The sequence below is a fragment of the Paracoccus liaowanqingii genome (genome assembly GCF_004683865.2).
Lineage (GTDB): Bacteria > Pseudomonadota > Alphaproteobacteria > Rhodobacterales > Rhodobacteraceae > Paracoccus > Paracoccus liaowanqingii.
Map to the genome: position 1 here is coordinate 2,438,645 of NZ_CP038439.1, position 16,621 is coordinate 2,455,265.

General features: G+C 70.8%; 15 protein-coding genes. 7 read left to right on the plus strand and 8 right to left on the minus strand.

What is annotated here, in order from left to right; all coding sequences use genetic code 11:
• Nucleotides 1–3 precede the first annotated feature (3 nt).
• From phnK to phnN, 3 genes are read left to right on the plus strand one after another with little or no spacing between them, the layout of a single operon-like run.
• Nucleotides 4–762 (plus strand): phosphonate C-P lyase system protein PhnK, encoded by a 759-nt coding sequence (gene phnK, locus E4191_RS11730; protein ID WP_135313567.1) that lies wholly within the window; start codon nt 4–6, stop codon nt 760–762.
• Nucleotides 763–765: 3 nt separating this feature from the next.
• Entirely contained in the window at nt 766–1,464 is a 699-nt protein-coding gene (gene phnL / locus E4191_RS11735) for a phosphonate C-P lyase system protein PhnL (RefSeq protein ID WP_135313568.1), read from the plus strand.
• Nucleotides 1,461–1,991, plus strand: coding sequence for a phosphonate metabolism protein/1,5-bisphosphokinase (PRPP-forming) PhnN (phnN, locus tag E4191_RS11740; RefSeq protein WP_135313569.1), 531 nt, complete (start codon nt 1,461–1,463; stop codon nt 1,989–1,991). The genes phnL and phnN overlap by 4 nt, the downstream gene beginning before the upstream one ends.
• Here phnN and E4191_RS11745 read toward each other — a convergent pair.
• Nucleotides 1,967–2,650: a DUF1045 domain-containing protein gene (locus tag E4191_RS11745; protein WP_135313570.1), complete on the minus strand. Its 684-nt coding sequence runs from the start codon at nt 2,648–2,650 to the stop codon at nt 1,967–1,969. The two genes, phnN and E4191_RS11745, sit on opposite strands and share 25 nt — an antisense overlap.
• Before the next feature lie 95 nt (nt 2,651–2,745).
• Here E4191_RS11745 and E4191_RS11750 point away from each other — a divergent pair, with 95 nt between their 5' ends.
• Nucleotides 2,746–3,885 carry an alpha-D-ribose 1-methylphosphonate 5-triphosphate diphosphatase gene (locus E4191_RS11750; RefSeq protein ID WP_135313571.1) on the plus strand — a complete coding sequence of 380 codons (1,140 nt, stop codon included), beginning with the start codon at nt 2,746–2,748 and terminating at the stop codon, nt 3,883–3,885.
• Between the two features lie 16 nt (nt 3,886–3,901).
• On the opposite strand, the gene E4191_RS11755 is transcribed toward E4191_RS11750, so the two are convergent.
• Nucleotides 3,902–5,146: an EAL domain-containing protein gene (locus E4191_RS11755; RefSeq protein ID WP_135313572.1), complete on the minus strand. Its 1,245-nt coding sequence runs from the start codon at nt 5,144–5,146 to the stop codon at nt 3,902–3,904.
• Nucleotides 5,147–5,389: 243 nt separating this feature from the next.
• Here E4191_RS11755 and E4191_RS11760 point away from each other — a divergent pair, with 243 nt between their 5' ends.
• The 3 genes from E4191_RS11760 to E4191_RS11770 all read left to right on the plus strand — a co-directional run bounded on the left by E4191_RS11760 (nt 5,390) and on the right by E4191_RS11770 (nt 8,497).
• Nucleotides 5,390–6,460, plus strand: a complete 1,071-nt coding sequence (locus tag E4191_RS11760) for a GGDEF domain-containing protein (protein ID WP_176562706.1) — start codon at nt 5,390–5,392, stop codon at nt 6,458–6,460.
• A 131-nt stretch (nt 6,461–6,591) separates the two neighbouring features.
• Entirely contained in the window at nt 6,592–7,455 is an 864-nt protein-coding gene (locus E4191_RS11765) for a viral aspartic protease (protein WP_135313574.1), read from the plus strand.
• The gene (locus E4191_RS11770) at nt 7,442–8,497 is read left to right on the plus strand and encodes a hypothetical protein (protein WP_135313575.1); all 1,056 of its coding nucleotides are present in this window, start codon (nt 7,442–7,444) and stop codon (nt 8,495–8,497) included. The genes E4191_RS11765 and E4191_RS11770 overlap by 14 nt, the downstream gene beginning before the upstream one ends.
• Nucleotides 8,498–8,501: 4 nt before the next feature.
• Here E4191_RS11770 and E4191_RS23795 read toward each other — a convergent pair whose 3' ends face one another.
• The 6 genes from E4191_RS23795 to E4191_RS11800 are packed head-to-tail and all read right to left on the minus strand — an operon-like array spanning nt 8,502 to nt 16,457.
• Nucleotides 8,502–9,572 carry an outer membrane protein assembly factor BamD gene (locus E4191_RS23795; RefSeq protein WP_176562592.1) on the minus strand — a complete coding sequence of 357 codons (1,071 nt, stop codon included), beginning with the start codon at nt 9,570–9,572 and terminating at the stop codon, nt 8,502–8,504.
• On the minus strand, nt 9,518–9,907 hold the full coding sequence (locus tag E4191_RS11780; RefSeq protein ID WP_135313576.1) for a hypothetical protein: 390 nt from the start codon (nt 9,905–9,907) through the stop codon (nt 9,518–9,520). The genes E4191_RS23795 and E4191_RS11780 overlap by 55 nt, the downstream gene beginning before the upstream one ends.
• Nucleotides 9,904–11,004: a glycosyl hydrolase family 8 gene (locus E4191_RS11785; RefSeq protein WP_135313577.1), complete on the minus strand. Its 1,101-nt coding sequence runs from the start codon at nt 11,002–11,004 to the stop codon at nt 9,904–9,906. The genes E4191_RS11780 and E4191_RS11785 overlap by 4 nt, the downstream gene beginning before the upstream one ends.
• 2 nt (nt 11,005–11,006) lie before the next feature.
• Complete coding sequence (locus tag E4191_RS11790) at nt 11,007–13,415, minus strand: cellulose biosynthesis cyclic di-GMP-binding regulatory protein BcsB (RefSeq protein ID WP_176562707.1); 2,409 nt, start codon at nt 13,413–13,415, stop codon at nt 11,007–11,009.
• A complete protein-coding gene (gene bcsA, locus E4191_RS11795) occupies nt 13,412–15,739 on the minus strand; it encodes a UDP-forming cellulose synthase catalytic subunit (RefSeq protein ID WP_135313579.1) in 2,328 nt (775 codons plus the stop codon). Before bcsA ends, E4191_RS11790 begins: the two co-directional genes overlap by 4 nt.
• Before the next feature lie 37 nt (nt 15,740–15,776).
• Nucleotides 15,777–16,457, minus strand: a complete 681-nt coding sequence (locus E4191_RS11800) for a hypothetical protein (protein WP_139615478.1) — start codon at nt 16,455–16,457, stop codon at nt 15,777–15,779.
• Nucleotides 16,458–16,621 lie beyond the last annotated feature (164 nt).

Here is a 16,621-nt window from a genome sequence, read left to right on the forward strand (position 1 = left end):
GACATGACCCAACCCATCCTGTCGGTCACGGGGCTGGAGCGCCGCTATGGCGCCCGCATCGGCTGCACCGATGTCAGCTTCGATCTCTATCCCGGCGAGGTGCTGGGCATCGTCGGCGAAAGCGGCTCGGGCAAGTCGACGCTGCTGTCGTGCCTGGCGGGGCATCAGGGCGTCGATGCGGGCTCGGTCACCTATGACGGGCGCGACGTGCTGGCGATGGCCGAGACCGAGCGCCGCCGTCTGGCGCGCACCGAATGGGCCTATGTCCATCAGCACGCCCGCGACGGGTTGCGCATGGGCGTCAGCGCGGGCGCCAATGTGGGCGAGCGCCTGATGGCCACCGGCCACCGCCATTACGGCGACATCCGTGCGGCGGCGGTGGACTGGCTGGGCCGGGTCGAGATCGCCGAGGACCGCGTCGACGACCGCCCCACGGCGTTCTCGGGCGGCATGCAGCAGCGGCTGCAGATCGCCCGCAATCTGGTCACCGGGCCGCGTCTGGTCTTCATGGACGAACCCACCGGGGGTCTGGATGTCAGCGTGCAGGCCCGGCTGCTGGACCTGCTGCGCGGGCTGGTGCGCGACATGGGGCTGTCGGTGATCATCGTGACCCATGATCTGGCCGTCGTGCGGCTGCTGGCCGACCGGCTGATGGTGATGAAATCGGGCCGGGTGGTCGAACAGGGCCTGACCGATCAGGTGCTGGACGATCCGCAGCATGCCTATACGCAGCTTCTCGTCTCTTCCGTCCTGCAGGTGTAAGCCATGATCCATGTCGAAAATCTCTCCAAGACCTTCACGCTGCACAATCAGGGCGGCACGGTGATCCCGGTCATGGCGGGCGCCAACCTGCATGTCGATCCCGGCGAATGCGTCGGGCTGGTGGGCCGGTCGGGGTCGGGAAAATCCACGCTGATGCGGATGATCCACGGCAACTACCTGCCCGCGGGCGGCTCGATCCGCATCGCGGGGGTGCAGATGGCGGGGGCCGAGCCGCGCCGCGTCATCGCCCTGCGCCGCGACACGTTGGGCTATGTCAGCCAGTTCCTGCGCCTCCTGCCCCGCGTGCCCACGGTAGAAGTCGTGGCCGAACCCCTGCGCGCCCTTGGCGTGGCGCAGTCCGAGGCGCAGGCCCGGGCCGAATGCCTGCTGTGGCGGCTGAACATCCCGCGCCGGCTGTGGTCGCTGTCGCCCACCACCTTCTCGGGCGGCGAGCAGCAGCGCGTGAACATCGCGCGGGGCTTCGTCCATCCCTTCCCGGTCCTGCTGCTGGACGAGCCCACCGCCAGCCTGGACGCCCAGAACCGCGAGGTCGTGCTGGCCCTGATCCTGGAGGCCAAGGCCCGCGGCGCCGCGATCCTGGGGATCTTCCATGACGAGGAGGCGCGCGCCCGCGTCTGCGACCGGCTGGTCGACGTGACGGGCTTCACCCCCGCCCGGCCCGCGGGCGGGCAGGCCGCATGATCGCCGCCGTCGTCGGCCCCTCGGGCGCGGGCAAGGACACGCTGATCGAGGGCGCGCTGGCCGCTTGGCCGTCGCTGCGCCTCGCGCGGCGGGTCATCACCCGACCGACCGAGGCGGGCGGCGAGGATTTCGACGGCGTGACACCGGACGCATTTGCCCGGATGCAGCGGGACGGTCTGTTCGCGCTGGACTGGCAGGCGCACGGCCTCTGCTACGGCATCCCCCGCGATCAGCTGACGGGCGACGGCCCGGTGATCTTCAACGGCAGCCGCGCGGCCCTGCCGCAGGCGGTGGCGCGGCTGCCAGGGCTGCGCGTGGTGCTGGTCACCGCGCCCACCGCCCTTCTGGCCCGCCGTCTGGCCGCGCGCGGCCGCGAGACCGAAGATGACATCGCCGCCCGGCTGGACCGCGCGGGCTTTGCCCTGCCGCCCGGCATCGCCCATGTCACGGTCGTGAATGACGCCAGCCCCGAACAGGGGATCGCGCGCCTGCTGGCCGCCCTTCAGCCCGACAGGGTGCTGCGGTGACGCAGATGGAAGCGGCCCTGCGCATCCTCGGCCATCAGGCACAGATCCGCGATCACGAAGGGGCGCGGCAGCACCGGGTCCAGATGCGCCCGCAGCACCTGCGCCACTGCCTGCGCCGGCGCGGGGGGCAGCTGGTCGGTGAGCGTCAGGTGAAAGCGGAACTCCTCCATCACGAAGGGATAGCCCCACCGGTCCAGCAGCGCGCGCTGGCGCGGGGTCAGGGTCTCGGGGCGGCGCCGCGCGATCTCGGCCTGCGTCAGGGGCGCGCGCAGCGGATCGGTGGCGCGCATCACCGCCTCGGCCAGATCCGCCAGCGCCCTGTCGCAGCCCTGCGGCAGCAGCGCCAGAAAGCCGTGCAGGTCGTGGATCTGCAGCCCCTCGCAGCGCACCGGCGGCCGAGCGGCGGCCAGATCGTCCAGCGCGGCGATCAGGTCAGCCTCGGCCACCACGGGGCGGAAGGGCGCGCGGATGGTGCCGTGAAAGCCGTACTTGCGCGGGCTGCGCGTTAGCTCGGCCACCTCGCCGGGCAGACCGGGCAGCCGGGGCTGCGCGACCGCCCGGCCCGCCGCCACGTCCCAGCCCAGCCACGCGGCCATCGCCTCCGCGAAGGGTCCGGGTTGCGGCGCGTAATAGACCGCGTATCTGGTGAAGTCCTGCATGTCCCCGCCCCTACGCCGAAACTGTCACACCCATGTGACGCTTGTCTGCCAGATCACCCGCTTTGCCCCCTCGCTTCAAGACTGGACCTTTCCGAATGACCGACACGATCCTTGCCAATGCCCGCCTTGTTCTGCCTGACGAGGTCATCCACGGCCATCTGGTCCTGCGCGACGGCCGCATCGCCGAGATCGGTCAGGGCGCGGCCATCCCGCCCGGCGCGCTGGATTGCGACGGCGATCTGGTCATGCCGGGGCTGGTCGAGCTGCATACCGACAATCTGGAACGCCACATGGAGCCGCGGCCCGGCGTCGACTGGCCCCATGCCAGCGCCATCATCGCCCATGACGCCGAACTGGCCAGCGTGGGCATCACCACCGTCTTCGACGCGCTGCGGGTGGGCTCGGTCGTGACCGAGAACAATGCGGGCTACGGCGAATATGCCCGCGCGCTGGCCGACGAGATCCTGGACCTGCGCGCCAAGGGCGCCCTGCGGATCAGCCATTTCCTGCACCTGCGGGCCGAGATCTGTTCCCAGACCCTGCCCGAGGAGATGGCCAAGTTCGGCCCCCATGACCGCGTGGGCATCGTCAGCCTGATGGACCACACGCCGGGCGAGCGGCAGTTCCGCGACATCACCAAGCTGCGCGACTATGTCATCGGCAAGAAGGGCCTGTCCGAGGCCGAGTTCCAGTCCCATGTCGCCGACCAGCAGGCCCTGCGCGCGCGCGTGGGCGTGGCGCACGAGGCGGCGGCGGTGGCCCACGCGCGCCGCTATGGCGCGGTGCTGGCCAGCCATGACGACACCACCGCCCCGCAGGTCGCGGTCAGCGCGGGCCATGGCTGCCATTTCGCCGAGTTCCCGACGACGGTCGAGGCGGCACAGGCCTGCCGCGACCACGGCATCAAGGTGATGATGGGCGCGCCGAACCTGATCCGGGGCGGCTCGCACAGCGGCAACGTCGCCGCCGCCGATCTGGCGCGGGCCGATCTGCTGGACATCCTGTCCTCGGACTACGTGCCCTCGGGGCTCTTGTCGGCGGCCCTGATGCTGGGCGATCTGTGGGGGAACATGGCGCGGGCGGTGGCGACCGTCACGGCGGCGCCCGCGGCGGCGGTCGATCTGGCCGATCGCGGGCGGCTGGCGCCCGGCGCGCGGGCCGACGTGATCCGCGTGACGCGGCTCGGGGCTGCGGGCGCGCTGCGCGGGGTCTGGGTGCGCGGGCAGCGCGTCTGACCCGGGCGCGGGCCCGTCAGGCGGGCGCCATCATGGCCGGGCGGACCCCGCCGGGGGGCGCGGTGAAGATCGTCTCGTAGGGCACCGATTCGCCCATCGCATAGCCCTGCATCTTGGTCACGCCCAGATCGCGCAGGATGTCGAAGATCTGCGGCGAGCTGACATGCTCGCCCACCACGTCCAGGCCCAGTTCCGAACACAGCGACACCAGCGCCTCGACGATCTTCAGCTCGCGGCGTTGCGGATAGACCACATTGGCGACCAGCCCGCCGTCGATCTTGACGCAGTTCACGTCCAGATCGGTCAGGTAGGAAAACCCCGACAGCCCCGCGCCGAAATCGTCCAGCGCGACCGAACAGCCCATGCGCCGGAAGGCCTGCACGTTCTCCTTGGCGCGGGCCAGGTCGTAGATGGCCGAGGTCTCGGTGATCTCGAACTGGATACGGGCGGGGGCGATGCCGGTCTGGGTCAGGATCTCCTCGATGCCGCGCCAGAAGCCGGGGCTGGACAGGGTCCGGCCCGACATGTTCAGCGAGATGTGGATATGCTCCATCCGCACCAGCGCCTCGGCATGGCCCAGGATCGCCTCGCGGATGATCCAGCCGTCCATCAGGCAGATCATCCCGGTCCGCTCGGCCAGGGGCAGGAAGGCCGAGGGCGAATGTTCGCGCCCCTCGCGGTCGCGCATCTTGACCAGCACCTCGTATTGCCGGACGCGGCTGGTCTGGTCGATATCGACGATCTGCTGGGCATAGAGGACCAGGCGGCGGTCCTGCATCGCCGACATCGCATCGGCCAGCAGCCGCGCGCTGAGGATGTCGGCCTGCAGATGCGGATGATCGACCGAATCGTATTCGACCAGATCGAGGCCGCGGATATTGGCGGCGGCGCAGGCGGCCGAGGCGATGCGGATCAGTTCCGCCACCTCGGTTCCGCCCTCGGTCCAGACGATCCCGGCATGGGCGGTGGTCGCGTAGTGGATCTGCCCGGCCGGCAGGCGGCAGTCGGGCACGCGGGCCAGCGCCGCGCGAACCTGTTCGACCAGCTGGTCGCGGGGCGCGTCCTGCAGGCGGATGACGATCGCCCCGCAGGGCGCCATCTGCGTGACCTGCGCGGCCCCGAAGCTGTCGGTCAGCAGGTCCCTGACGGCCGTGCGCAGGGCCAGCAGCGGCCCGTCGCCCCCGGCAATCAGAAGCTGGTCGGTATAGTTCAGGCCAAGCACGCAGATCCCGCGCAGATTGCCGTCGCCCATGTCGGTCATCCGAGTCGTTCCCTCATTCCTGCCGCAGGGGCGTGCAAAAAGGGTTTATCCCCGCGACCCGGCATCCTGTCCTCGTAACACCTGCACGACGCCCCCGAGAAGGCAACGCCAAGAATAGTTTGGCTTTGGTGGCGGAGAAGGCACGATCATCCTCCGAACTAAACCGAATACCTAACTATAAGTCAGGTTCATTTGACGACCATAATGTGCAAAACGTCTGGTTGTGTTATAGTGGATAGTACCATGCAGCAGTTTTTAATTCTTGTGAACACTCTGGGCGTCATGTCGATCTGTACGGTCGTCTACAGCCTGCTTCAACGACAGGTCCCCGACCGCGTGCTGCGTGCGCTGTTTGTGGGCCTGTCCTTCGGCGCCGCGGCCATGGTCGTGATGGTGCAACCCATCTATCTGGCCCCGGGGATCCAGGCCGACACGCGCGGCGCCTTCGTCGGCATGGCCATGGCCTTCGGCGGACCGCTGGCCGCCGCCGTGACCGTCACGCTGGCCATCCTGACCCGGCTGCTGATCGGCGGCCAGGGCGCCCTGACCGGCGTGGTGGTGATCCTGGCCACCGCGGCCTGCGCGGGGCTGTGGTTCGCGGTCTACAGGTCCGCGCGCAAGCGCAACTGGCAGGCATGGATCCTGCTCAGCGTGGCCTCCAGCCTGCCGACCTATCTGGCGCTGCACCGATACGCCGACACCGGCGAGCAGCTGAAGGTCTTCCTGGCGGTGCTGATCGGCGCGCTGATGATCTGCTTCGGCAAGATGCTGGAGACCGAGCAGCGCCGCGGCCGCCGCGAACGCGAACTGGCCCGGGCCGCCGCCACCGACGCGCTGACCGGCCTGCCCAACCGCCGCGCGCTTGAGAACTATACCCGCGAACTGGAGGAGGCCGGCGCCCAGGACGTGACGCTGCTGCTGCTGGATGTCGACCATTTCAAGCGCATCAACGACGACTACGGCCATGACGAGGGCGACCGCGTCCTGCAGGGCATCGCCGCCGCCATCAAGGGCACCATCCGCGAGGGCGATTTCGCCGCCCGCATCGGCGGCGAGGAGTTCGCGGTCGTCGTGCGCACCAACGACATCTCGACCGGCCAGCAGGTGGCCGAGCGGTTCCGCCAGGCCGTGCAGGTGCCCTATGGCCCCCCGTCCGAACGCCGCATCTCGACCATCAGCGTCGGCGGCTTCTCGTTCAACCGCAAGCCCTTCAGCTATCTCGACGGCTACAAGCTGGCCGATCTGGCGCTGTACCAATCCAAGGCCGAGGGGCGCAACCGCGCCACCATCACCCCCTATCTGCAGGCCGCCTGAGGCGCCCCGCCCCAGCCCCCACCAGGGGGCCGGGGTTATTTCCCCACACTGCCGGAAAATCGGTTCAGAATCCTTGAGCGGATCCGTCCACACGCTATGATTGATTTGTCCTTGTGTGAACGGATCGTCCCATGTCCCTGCCCCGCCATCTTGCCGCGCTGTCGCTGGTCGTGCTTGCCGCCTGTGGCGGCGGTGGCGGAGGGGGGGCGGATGACGCCCCGCCCCCGGCCCCGCCGCCCGAGGGGCGCCCCGTGGCCTCGGGCCCGTTCGAGACCTACACGACCCAGCACAACGGCTTCAGCCGCGTGCGATCAAGCACCTCGCAACCCGGCGATGCCCGCGTGCTGGCGGCCTTCGACGACGCAGATCCCGCCGATCCCGCCGGCTATCGCGACCTGATCGCGCGCAGCGAGGCGGACCGGGCCGGGCGGATGACGATCGAGGTCATCGCCGAGGTCGACCCGCAGGGCGGGAACCGGGCCACGCGGCTTCTGCGCCTGACCGCCGACCAGGCCCCGTTCGAGAACCTGCGCGACGGCGAGCTAGTCGCGGCCAGCGGGCAGTATTTCTTCAAGGGCCAGAGCTTTGCCTGGGTGACGATCGACGACGGCCCACTGCTGTCGGGACGCCACAGCGACGGGCTGGAGAACCTGATCCTGGATTTCGACCGCGGCACCGCGAATATCGACATCCGCACCGAGGTCTCGCCCCGCTCGCAGGTCGAGATCGGGCTGCGCGCCCGCAACCTGCCCTTCAACGTGGTGACCGGCGCCTATGGCGGCGACACGGTGATCCGCGTGCGCAACCCCGATGCGGCCGAGACCTTCCGCATCGACGGGCAGTTGCGCGGCAATGTCGGCGGCAGCCCGACCTATCGCAACGACCGGCACGGCATGACCACCTCGGGCCTCTACACGGCGACGGGCGGGGACAAGGGACATGCGGTGACGGTGGACGGCGCCTATACCGGCGCCGATCCGAATGCGCGGCGCTAACCGGCTTTTCGGACTGGTCCTTGGCCTTGCCTGCCTGATCGCCCCGCCGGTCGCTGCCGACATCGCAGACCGGCTGCGGCTGGCCGAGGCGGCGGCGCCCGAGCGGCTGCGGCTGCGCGTCCATGCCCAGGCCCTGGCGGCGGGTGCCCTGCCCCCGCGCGGCGTGGCGCGGATGCGGGCCGACATGGTGCGGCAGGGCCATTACTTCGACGGCGGCCCGCCGGCGCTGGTGGCGCGCGACACCTCGGTCGCGCCGATGCTGGCATGGGACGGCAACATCAACGGCGGCGTGCTGCAGGACCGCTTCGTCTTCAACGGGCTGACCTTCGAGGCGGCGCCCGACGTGCGGGCCAAGTCCGGGCTGGTCGCGGGCGCCTCGGCGGCGGGTGTCATGCGCCATGCCTGGCAGACCGGCCGCCTGATCGAGATCCGGGGTGCTGCCGAGATCGGCTGGTCGCCCCGGCACCGGATCGGGCGGGCGGACGCGATGGCCTCGGTCTGCCTGCAAAATCACCTGCGCGGCTGGAGCTTTCTGGATCTGTGCGGCACGGCGGCGCGCTATTGGCGCGAGCTGGACCGGGGGACGGCCTATCAGCGCTCGGCCGGGATCGTGCAGGTCCTGGCTGCCGAAAATGCGGCCCACCAGCTGGAGGTCCGGGCCAGCCGCGTCTCGGGATCGGGCCAGGACCAGACGCGCCTGGCGCTATCGGCCGAGTCGGTCTGGAACCGCCTGGCCAGCCGGGCCGAGCTGACCCTGGGCCACCCCCGCGACGGCGCCACCCTGCTGCATCACCGCCTGGACGGCGGCGTGACCTGGCTGATGGGCGACCGCCCCGTCAGCCTGGACCTGCAGACCCAGGTGCTGGAGGGCGGCGCGTTCCTGGGCGTGCCGCGCCGCGACCGGGTCTGGGGCCTGTCGCTGTCCACCCGCCTGCGGCCCGGCGCCTCCCTGCGGGTGGGGGTGATCGACAGCCGCTCGACGGCGGGGATCGCCAATTACCGGCAGGTCACGCTGGATCTGCGGCTGGACCAGCTGCGCTGAAGGGTCACTCCAGCGCGGCCAGCCCGCGCCGCGTCTCGGCGGTGGCCAGTTCGCTGTGCAGGCGCATGAATTCCTGGCGCGCGCGATCCTGGCGGTTGCTGTTGAGATAGGCATAGGCGCGCAGCACGGCCAGATCGCGGCGCAGGCTGCCGGTCAGCCCCTCGATGGCGTCGAAGAACTCGACCGCGCGGCGATAGTCGCGGCGGTTGTAGGCCGCCACCCCGCGCTGATCCAGGATCTGGCGTTCGACATCGACGCGCTGCGTGCGGGTCAGATCGACGCCCGCCGCGATGCGCGCGGCGTTGTCGGCCATGCCCATCTTCAGATAGGACAGCGCCATGCCGTATTGCGCGTCGCGCCGCTGCGTGGCGTCCAGCCGCCCGCGCAGCGCCGCCTCGAACTGGGCGATCGCCTCCATCGGCCGGTCCATGTTGTAGGTCTGCCAAGCCTGCTGATAGCTGCCGCCGCCCGAGGGGGCCGCCGCCGCCAGCCGCGCCGGAGCCGAAGTTGCGGGAGCTGGGGCCGGGGTCGCCGCGGGCGCGGGCGCCGGGCTCGGGGTTGCGGCAGGTGCCGGGGTCGGGGTGGCAGCGGGCGCGGCGGCGGCGGTCTGCGCCGGGGCCGCTGCGGGCGCGGGCGTCGTCGCGGCGGTCGTCGTCGTGGTCGTCGCGGCGGCGGGGGCGGCGGCGCCGGTGGTAGCCCCGGGCGCCCCGCTGCCCAGCAGGCGCTGCTGCACCGGCTGCAGGGTCTGCGTCATCTCGGGAAACCGCGCCAGGGCCTGACCGAACAGTCCCTGCATCTCTTCGGTCGAGGCCACGGCGCTGGCCTTTTCCAGCGTCGCCACGATGTCGGCCGGGTTCACGCAGGCGCCCAGCACCGCGCGATAGGTGCCAAGCGCGTCCGGGGCCAGCCCAGCCGCCTGCTGCGCCTCGGCGATGCGCCAGGCATTGTTGATCCGGTCGCAGCGCAGAAGGCCCGGCCTCTCGCCCGCCAGCGACAGAGCGCGGTCCAGATCGCCCTCGGTCAGGGCCGCGTCCAGCAGCGTCTGCCCCTCGTTCGTCTGCAGCAGCGCCAGCATGTCCTCGGGGGCTGCCAGTCGGGAAAGGCGATCAGCGTCTGGTCGATGGTGGCGCGGGCCTCGTCGAACTGGCCGGCGCCAATCTGGCGGAAGATCGTGTCGATCTCGGCGCTCGGGCCGTTCTGGGTCAGGCGCGACAGATCCTCGGGGGGCTGCCAGTCGGGATACCTGACCTGCAACCGCTGCAGTTCGGACCGGATCGAGGCCTCGTCCTGCTGCTGATAGTAGAAGGTCAGCGCCAGCAGCTCCTCGGGGTCGGGGGCGGCGTCGGTCTGGGCCTGCGCCATCCCGGCGGCAAGGGCGAGAAGGGCGGCAAGGGCGGCGTTGCGGATCATAGGGGAACACACCTCGGATAGGTCGTGATCTGCACGACAAGCGACATCAGATGCAGGGTCGCGGGGTAATAGGGCTGGTTGGCGTCGAAGCGCGGCATCAGCGACCCGGTGCCGCCGCGCTGGACGCATTCGGCCAGGCGCGCCACGGCGGCATAGCCGGGATGCGGGCTGCGTTCGCTGACCTCGCCGGTGCGGGGGTCGATCCGGGTGGGCGTGCCCTGCCCCGTCGCGGCACCCTCGTCGTCCGCGGTCGCGGCGACATGGGCGCGCACGGCCTGCCCCTGGCCCTGCCCCGACCACAGCGCGAACAGGGGCGCGCGCACCGCCTCGTATCCCGACAGGCCCGAGAACTCCGGCGGTGCGGGCTGCACGCCGGCAGCGTCGATCATCACCCAGTCCGGGACCGGTCCGCCCTGCGCCAGATCGTCGATCAGCGCCACCCCGTCGCGCGCGGCCTCTGCCAGACGCGGCGTGCCCGCCGCCTCGGCCAGCTGCGTCATCGCCAGCGGCATGTAATAGGAGGGGTTCACCACCACCCCCGTCTCGCGCACGAAGCCCATCGCGGCGGGCAGCAGCAGCACGCGCCCGCCCCCGTCGGGGTGATCGACCAGGCACAGCCGCGCCAGATCCTGCGCGATGGCCAGCGCGCGGGGCCGGAATTCGGCGCTGGCGCCCTGCGCCTCGGCCAGGATCAGGCCCCAGGCATAGAACAGGTCGCCGTCGCTGGCATTGTTGCGGTCGGTGACCTGCGGCGTCGCCTCCTGCCGCCAGCGCCAGGCCAGCAGCGCGTCCTCGCGCACCGCCAGATGCCGTTCGGTCCAGGTCACGATGGCCTGGCAGGCCGGCACGTCGCCGAAGGTCGCGGCCAGCACCAGCCCATAGCCCTGCCCCTCGGAATGGCTGGCGCCGCTCTGGAAGCCGTCGACGATCCGCCCCTCGGGCGTCAGGCACAGCGCCTTCCATGATTCCCAGGCCGGGCGCAGCGGATGCGCCGGGTCGGTCAGGGGCCGCACCCCGTCCTGCCCGAGGGCCGGGCGCCATGTGGCGGCCAGGGCCGGCCCGGCCATCATCAGCGACAGACACGCCCGTCGGTTCATGGTCAGTTCCTCCGTTCGCGCGTGGCGAGGATGTAGATCAGCGCCGGAAGCGCCGAGAGCAGCGCCAGCCCCAAAAGGGCCAGCGTGAAGATCAGCGGCGACCACGAGGCATAGTTGCCCAGGATCGCGCGCAGGTCGGCGCCGGCCAGACGTTCGCGCAGCATCGGTGGGCGGATCGGCGTCCAGATGTCCCAGGTGCCGTCGGCGCGCAGCACCGCCGCCTCGCCGATCGCGGTGCGGTTCGCGATCAGCCCCTCCAGCCGGTCGGCCACCGTGTCGACCGCGACCTGCGGCGACAGGATCAGCCACAGCGCCTCGGGCTGGGCGGGATCGGGGCGCCACAGCAGCGCGTCGCCCCGGCGTCCCTCCATCCATTCGGGCAAGCTGAGCTGCGAGCCAAGGAACGCGGTCTGGCGGAACTCGTTGGCATCGCGCCAGAGCCGCCCCTGCGCGGTGAAGGCGCTGCCGATCCAGGCCCCGAAGCGGCCCAGGATGCCGGGGCCGTCGACCGCGCCCGCCTCGCGCGTCTCGTCCAGCCGGAAGGCGGGGGCGGCGGGGGCGCTGGCCTCGGCCTCCGCCTCGGGGGCGGGCGTCAGCGGTTCGGCACTGCCCGCGCCCGCGGGCCGCGCCGCCAGCAGCAGGTCCTGCACCTGGCGCTGCGTGACCCCGGCGTCGTCCAGCGGCACCAGCCTCAGGTTGCCCAAGCGGATCACGCTGAGCGACACGGCCGGGTTCGGCACCAGCGGCTCGGACAGGCCCGAGGCCAGCCGCAGCGCCTGCGCCTGCAGCTCCACGTCGGACGCCACCTCGGCGGGGACGGTGACCCGGGCGGGCGTCAGCCCGGAAAACGGCGCCGCCAGCCCCGGCAGGGTCATCGAGGGCGAGGGCGGGATCTGCAGCGTGCTGTCGGCCAGCACCACCAGCATGTCGGTCGTGCGGATCGGGCAGGCCTGGTCGGGCGGCGCGCCCGGGACCATCATCTCGAAGCTGAGGATGTTGCGGCCCGGATTGAGCAGGCTGGCATTGAAGCCCACCGCCAGCGGCGGCAGGATCTCTCCGCCGTCGCGGTCTAGGGGCAGCAGGCGCACGGTCCGCTCGTTGACCTTGACCAGCAGGATCGCCCCGTCGGCCAGCGACCGCGAGAAGCCGTAGCGCAGGGTCAGCCGCGCCTTCTGGTTGGCCAGCAGCAGCCAGTCGTCGGGCAGAGAGAAGGGGATGTCGCGCCGGAAGTAATGCGTGTTGCCCAGGATGTCGGCCACGCCCAGATCAGACAGGGGCGTCGCCTGCCCCGGCTGGATCCGCGCGGTGGGCGGGCGGACGGCGTCCAGCATCGGCAGCGCGCCGGTCAGGTCGGGCAGCGCGTCGCCCTGATATTCGACCTGCAGCACGATCGCGCCGCTGGCCCCGCGCCGATAGCTGACCGCGCTGCGCTCCGAGGCGACCAGCGCCACGGCCGCGTATTGGGGCGCCTGCAGCCCATAGAACGAGCTGACCGCCAGACGCCCTACCCCGGCCAGGCTGGCGATCATCACGCCGGACGCCTCGCGCAGCACCGCGCTGTCGACCGTGGGTTCGACCAGCAGGTCCAGCGATCCGCTGCGGGCCAGCTGCGCGCGCACGGCATGGGCGAAGCCCTCGGCATCCGGGCGCAGCGCGTTGGCGGTCAGCGCCGCGCCGCTGGAGGACAGGTCGATCTCGGTCCAGACGTCGAAGCTGGCCTCGGGGCCGCAGAAGATGCGGTGCGGCTGGCGCACGCTCAGCGCGATGGTGTTGGCCCCGGCGACCAAGGCCGTGCTGGGCAGGCTGACGGTGGTGAAGTCCGAGGCGCCCGGCAGCGGGATCTCGACGGGATCCGCGCCGTTCACCGAGGCCTGCAGCATCCCCGACCCGGTCAGCACATCGACGCCCGAGCGCAGCGCCAGCCGCAGTTCGGACGGCGTGATGACGCTGGCGGGCAGGTCCAGCCGCAGCCGGGTCGAGGCCGTCTCGCCGGTCAGGCGCAGGATGCCCGGCGCGGGCAGGCTTTCGCCGATCCGCACCTCCTGCGGCAGGATCGCGGTGGGCGCGACCAGCGGCAGCAGCCAGTCCTGGCCCTGGGGCTGCATCTCCAGCGTGCGGTCGCGTTCGACCGGTGCCACGACCAGCGCCTGCTCGACCGGCTGGCCGGGGACGGATTGCAGCTGGATCATCGGGCTGTCGGCCCCGGGCGCGGCCGCCGTCGCGGGCGCACCGGTGGGGGCCGGCGCGGCAGAGGTGGCCGGGGCTGCGGGCGCGGTGCCCGAGCTGCCCGGCAGGCTGATGATCGGCGGGGCCGTATCCTGCGCCCGGACCGGCGCCGACGCCAGCACCGACAGGCCAAGCGCGGCGGCGGCGAACCACCGCAGCGTCGGGCAGACGGATCGCGCGGTCATAGGCGCACCCCCCCGATCAGTTCCTCGGGCGTCATGGGACGTTCCTCGCGATGTTCGGGCGTGTCGAAATCCGCCCCGAAGGCGACCAGATGGGCCGGGATCGCCGTCTGCCCGGCCTTCATCGCGGCGCGGCGGCGGCGGGCCGGTTCGCGCGCGAAATCCCGCACCGTCAGCGGCAGAGAGGTCAGCGTCAGCTTGAGGACATAGAACAGCCCCGCGACCAGCCCCTTGCCGGACTGGGTGTCCCGGCGCTGCGCCAACCAGTGTTCGGAGGATCCGAAGATCAGATGCGCCACCGCCTCGCGCACGTCGAAATCCTGTTCGGCCACGAATTGCAGGTTCAGGACCACCGCCCCGCTGCCCGCCGTCGAGGTCTTGAGCAGCACCGCGCGCACGTCGCGCTCCAGATGCGGGGCATGGGGAAAGTCGGGGCGAAAGATCACCTCGGAGCGCAGCGCGGGCGCCCGCAACCGCGCCGGGCCGGGCAGGTCGCGCATCTCCAGACCCACGCCGCTGGTCGAGGCGTCGCAGACCGTCACCGGGATCGCCTGCCCGTCCGAGCCGTCCCACCTGAGGCTGCCCTTTTCCTGCATGGCGACGCGCGGAGAGGCGCGGCGCTGCTGCTTTTCGGACACCGCGCGCAGCGAGATGCTGACCAGCAGCATGTTCAGGACTGCCCAGATGCCCACCACCATCAGCACGCTGCGGTCGCCCGGAAAGGCGATCCAGCGCGCGATCAGCGCCACCACCCCGGCCGCGGTCAGCCCGAACAGGATCAGCAGCGGGCGGTAGATGGGCGAGATGTAGTCCTCGGCCAGCGTCTCGTCCTTGGCGGTCACGTTGAACTTGGCCGCGCGGGGCCGCAGCACGGTGCGGATGATCGCGCCCGCCAGATAGGGCGCCTGCGCGATCTCGTAGATCTCGGAAATCAGCGGCCAGCGCTGCCGCGCGAAGACGGCGTTCTGCACCAGCAGCACGATGGCCATGTAGCTGAGGACATAGGCCGCCGCCTCGTTCAGGGTGGTCACGAAGATCTCGACCCCGAAGAACAGGTAGGACAGCGGCGCCAGCAGATAGGCCATCCGGATCAGCGGAAACAGCCAGAAGGACATCGAGTTGATGTAGCACAGCCGCTGCAGCGGGTTCAGGCCCTTGCGCATCAGCGGGTTCTTCAGGATCAGCATCTGCATCATGCCCGCCGCCCACCGGCCGCGCTGCTGGATGAAGGACGCGAAGGTCTCGGGCTGCAGGCCCGCGATCATGGCGCGGTCCAGATACATGCTGCGCCAGCCCTTGGAATGGATCTCCAGCGCAGTCTCGGCATCCTCGGTGATCGTCTCGCCCGCGAACCCGCCGACGCTGTCCAGCGCCTTGCGGCGCAGGACCGCCGCCGATCCGCAGAAGAAGGCGCCGCCCCACCGGTCCAGGCCGGGATGGATCTTGCCGTAGAACATCTCGTTCTCGGGCGGGCATTTCAGGCCCAGGTTCCGCTCGATCGGGTCGCGGTTGATGAAGAAGTGCGGCGTCTGGACCAGGAACAGGCGCGGGTCCTGGGTGAAGTACCCCACCGTGCGGGCCAGGAAATCGCGCGAGGGCACGTGATCGGCATCGAAGACCACGACCAGTTCGCCGTCCAGCCGGGCCAGGGCGGCGCTCATGTTGCCGGCCTTGGCGTGTTCGTTGCGCGCCCGGGTCGAATAGATCACCCCCAGATCCAGGCACAGCTGCTGCAGTTGCGCGCGGCGCTGCTTGGCCGCCTTGGCCATGACGGGATCGCTGGATTCGCAGCGCTGGTCGGTGCCGCCGTCGTCGCACAGGACCACCCGGCGCAGGCGGGCCGGATAGATCATGTTCTTGGCCGCCGACAGGGTGATCGACAGCATCTCGATGGGCTCGTTGTAGGACGGCACCAAGATGTCGACGGTGGGCAGATCCTCGGCCCGGACCTGGGGCGGCAGGTCGCGCATGACCGGATCGGCGGTGATGAAGGCGTTGAGGAAGAAGACGAGGATCGAATAGAACTCGGTCAGCAGAAGCAGCATCGCCAGCACGAAGGACAGGGTCAGGTCCACATCCGGCAGGGTCGAGGTCAGACGCCAGACCAGGTAGCGGATCACCGTGACGCTGGCGATGCTCATCAGCGCGATCCGCGCCACGATATGCGCGGCGAAGGGCTTGAGGCCCGCGACCAGCGTGACCGAGGCCACGCCCAGCATCGCCTGCGCCGCGTTCGAGGTCGGCACCGAGGCCAGGATCAGGACGGGGACGATCGCCACCAGCCACAAGGGCAGGAACCATCGCGGGAAGGAACGGCCTCGGGTCATCGGCAGAGGGCCTTTTCGGCAAGGGGAGGGTGATGTGTCAGCGGACCGCCGGGGCGGCCAGCGGAGAGATGACGCGCGATTCGCCCACGACGGCGCCGGTCACGGGCGGCGCGCTGACGCTGCCGCTCATCAGGGGGCCAAGCGCCTCCTCGGCCTCGCCCAGCACGCAGTTGCGCAGCATGATGTCCAGCACCGTGGCCGTTCCCGGCAGCAGCCGCTGCGACGAGGTGATGCGGCGGATGCCCAGCACACAGATCGTGCTGTCCCCGAACCGCTGCTCGGTCCAGAAATAGGGGCCGACATCGTCCTCGGCCGAGATCAGGTCGCCCGAGGTGACCGCCTCGAAGGGCGCCGGGGCGCCGCCGATCCGGGACATGAAGTCCTCGTAGCCGAATCGCCCGGGCCGGCCGCTGAGGCTCTGGGCGCGCATGACGACGACATTGTCGCCCGGCACGCCGGTCTGGTTGGCCAAGGCCACCCGCTGCTGGGATTCGCCGCGCAGGCCGCGCTGCATGACCAGCACGATTCCCGGGGCGTTGATCCAGCTCTGCGTGGGCGCGACCTGGGTGAAGGGCGTGCGTTCCTGCAGCTGCGCGGGCGTGGTCAGCAGGCTGGCCGGCCCCTCGGTGCAGGCGGACAGCGCCAGCCCGGCCAGCAGCAGAGGAATTGCGCGCACCCGCCGCCATCCGGCGCCGACACGGCCACGAGCCTTGGACATTCCACCACCCCTGCAGGTTGTTGAATGAACAGTCTAGCGCAGTTCCGTCAACTTTCGGAAGAGCCGCCGGCATATCGCACACGTCAAATGCGTGCCTGTGGCATTCGGATCATCCTTCGCCACGAAAACAGGCGATATATCCGGCGGGAGATAACGCTTGAAGA

What these genes read in the sequence shown, in the direction of transcription:
- phnK (WP_135313567.1), top strand. Translation starts at nt 4, where the DNA reads ATGACCCAACCCATCCTGTCGGTCACGGGGCTGGAGCGCCGCTATGGC.
- phnL (WP_135313568.1), top strand. Translation starts at nt 766, where the DNA reads ATGATCCATGTCGAAAATCTCTCCAAGACCTTCACGCTGCACAATCAG.
- phnN (WP_135313569.1), top strand. Translation starts at nt 1,461, where the DNA reads ATGATCGCCGCCGTCGTCGGCCCCTCGGGCGCGGGCAAGGACACGCTG.
- E4191_RS11745 (WP_135313570.1), bottom strand. Translation starts at nt 2,650, where the DNA reads ATGCAGGACTTCACCAGATACGCGGTCTATTACGCGCCGCAACCCGGA.
- E4191_RS11750 (WP_135313571.1), top strand. Translation starts at nt 2,746, where the DNA reads ATGACCGACACGATCCTTGCCAATGCCCGCCTTGTTCTGCCTGACGAG.
- E4191_RS11755 (WP_135313572.1), bottom strand. Translation starts at nt 5,146, where the DNA reads ATGACCGACATGGGCGACGGCAATCTGCGCGGGATCTGCGTGCTTGGC.
- E4191_RS11760 (WP_176562706.1), top strand. Translation starts at nt 5,390, where the DNA reads ATGCAGCAGTTTTTAATTCTTGTGAACACTCTGGGCGTCATGTCGATC.
- E4191_RS11765 (WP_135313574.1), top strand. Translation starts at nt 6,592, where the DNA reads ATGTCCCTGCCCCGCCATCTTGCCGCGCTGTCGCTGGTCGTGCTTGCC.
- E4191_RS11770 (WP_135313575.1), top strand. Translation starts at nt 7,442, where the DNA reads ATGCGCGGCGCTAACCGGCTTTTCGGACTGGTCCTTGGCCTTGCCTGC.
- E4191_RS23795 (WP_176562592.1), bottom strand. Translation starts at nt 9,572, where the DNA reads ATGCTGGCGCTGCTGCAGACGAACGAGGGGCAGACGCTGCTGGACGCG.
- E4191_RS11780 (WP_135313576.1), bottom strand. Translation starts at nt 9,907, where the DNA reads ATGATCCGCAACGCCGCCCTTGCCGCCCTTCTCGCCCTTGCCGCCGGG.
- E4191_RS11785 (WP_135313577.1), bottom strand. Translation starts at nt 11,004, where the DNA reads ATGAACCGACGGGCGTGTCTGTCGCTGATGATGGCCGGGCCGGCCCTG.
- E4191_RS11790 (WP_176562707.1), bottom strand. Translation starts at nt 13,415, where the DNA reads ATGACCGCGCGATCCGTCTGCCCGACGCTGCGGTGGTTCGCCGCCGCC.
- bcsA (WP_135313579.1), bottom strand. Translation starts at nt 15,739, where the DNA reads ATGACCCGAGGCCGTTCCTTCCCGCGATGGTTCCTGCCCTTGTGGCTG.
- E4191_RS11800 (WP_139615478.1), bottom strand. Translation starts at nt 16,457, where the DNA reads ATGTCCAAGGCTCGTGGCCGTGTCGGCGCCGGATGGCGGCGGGTGCGC.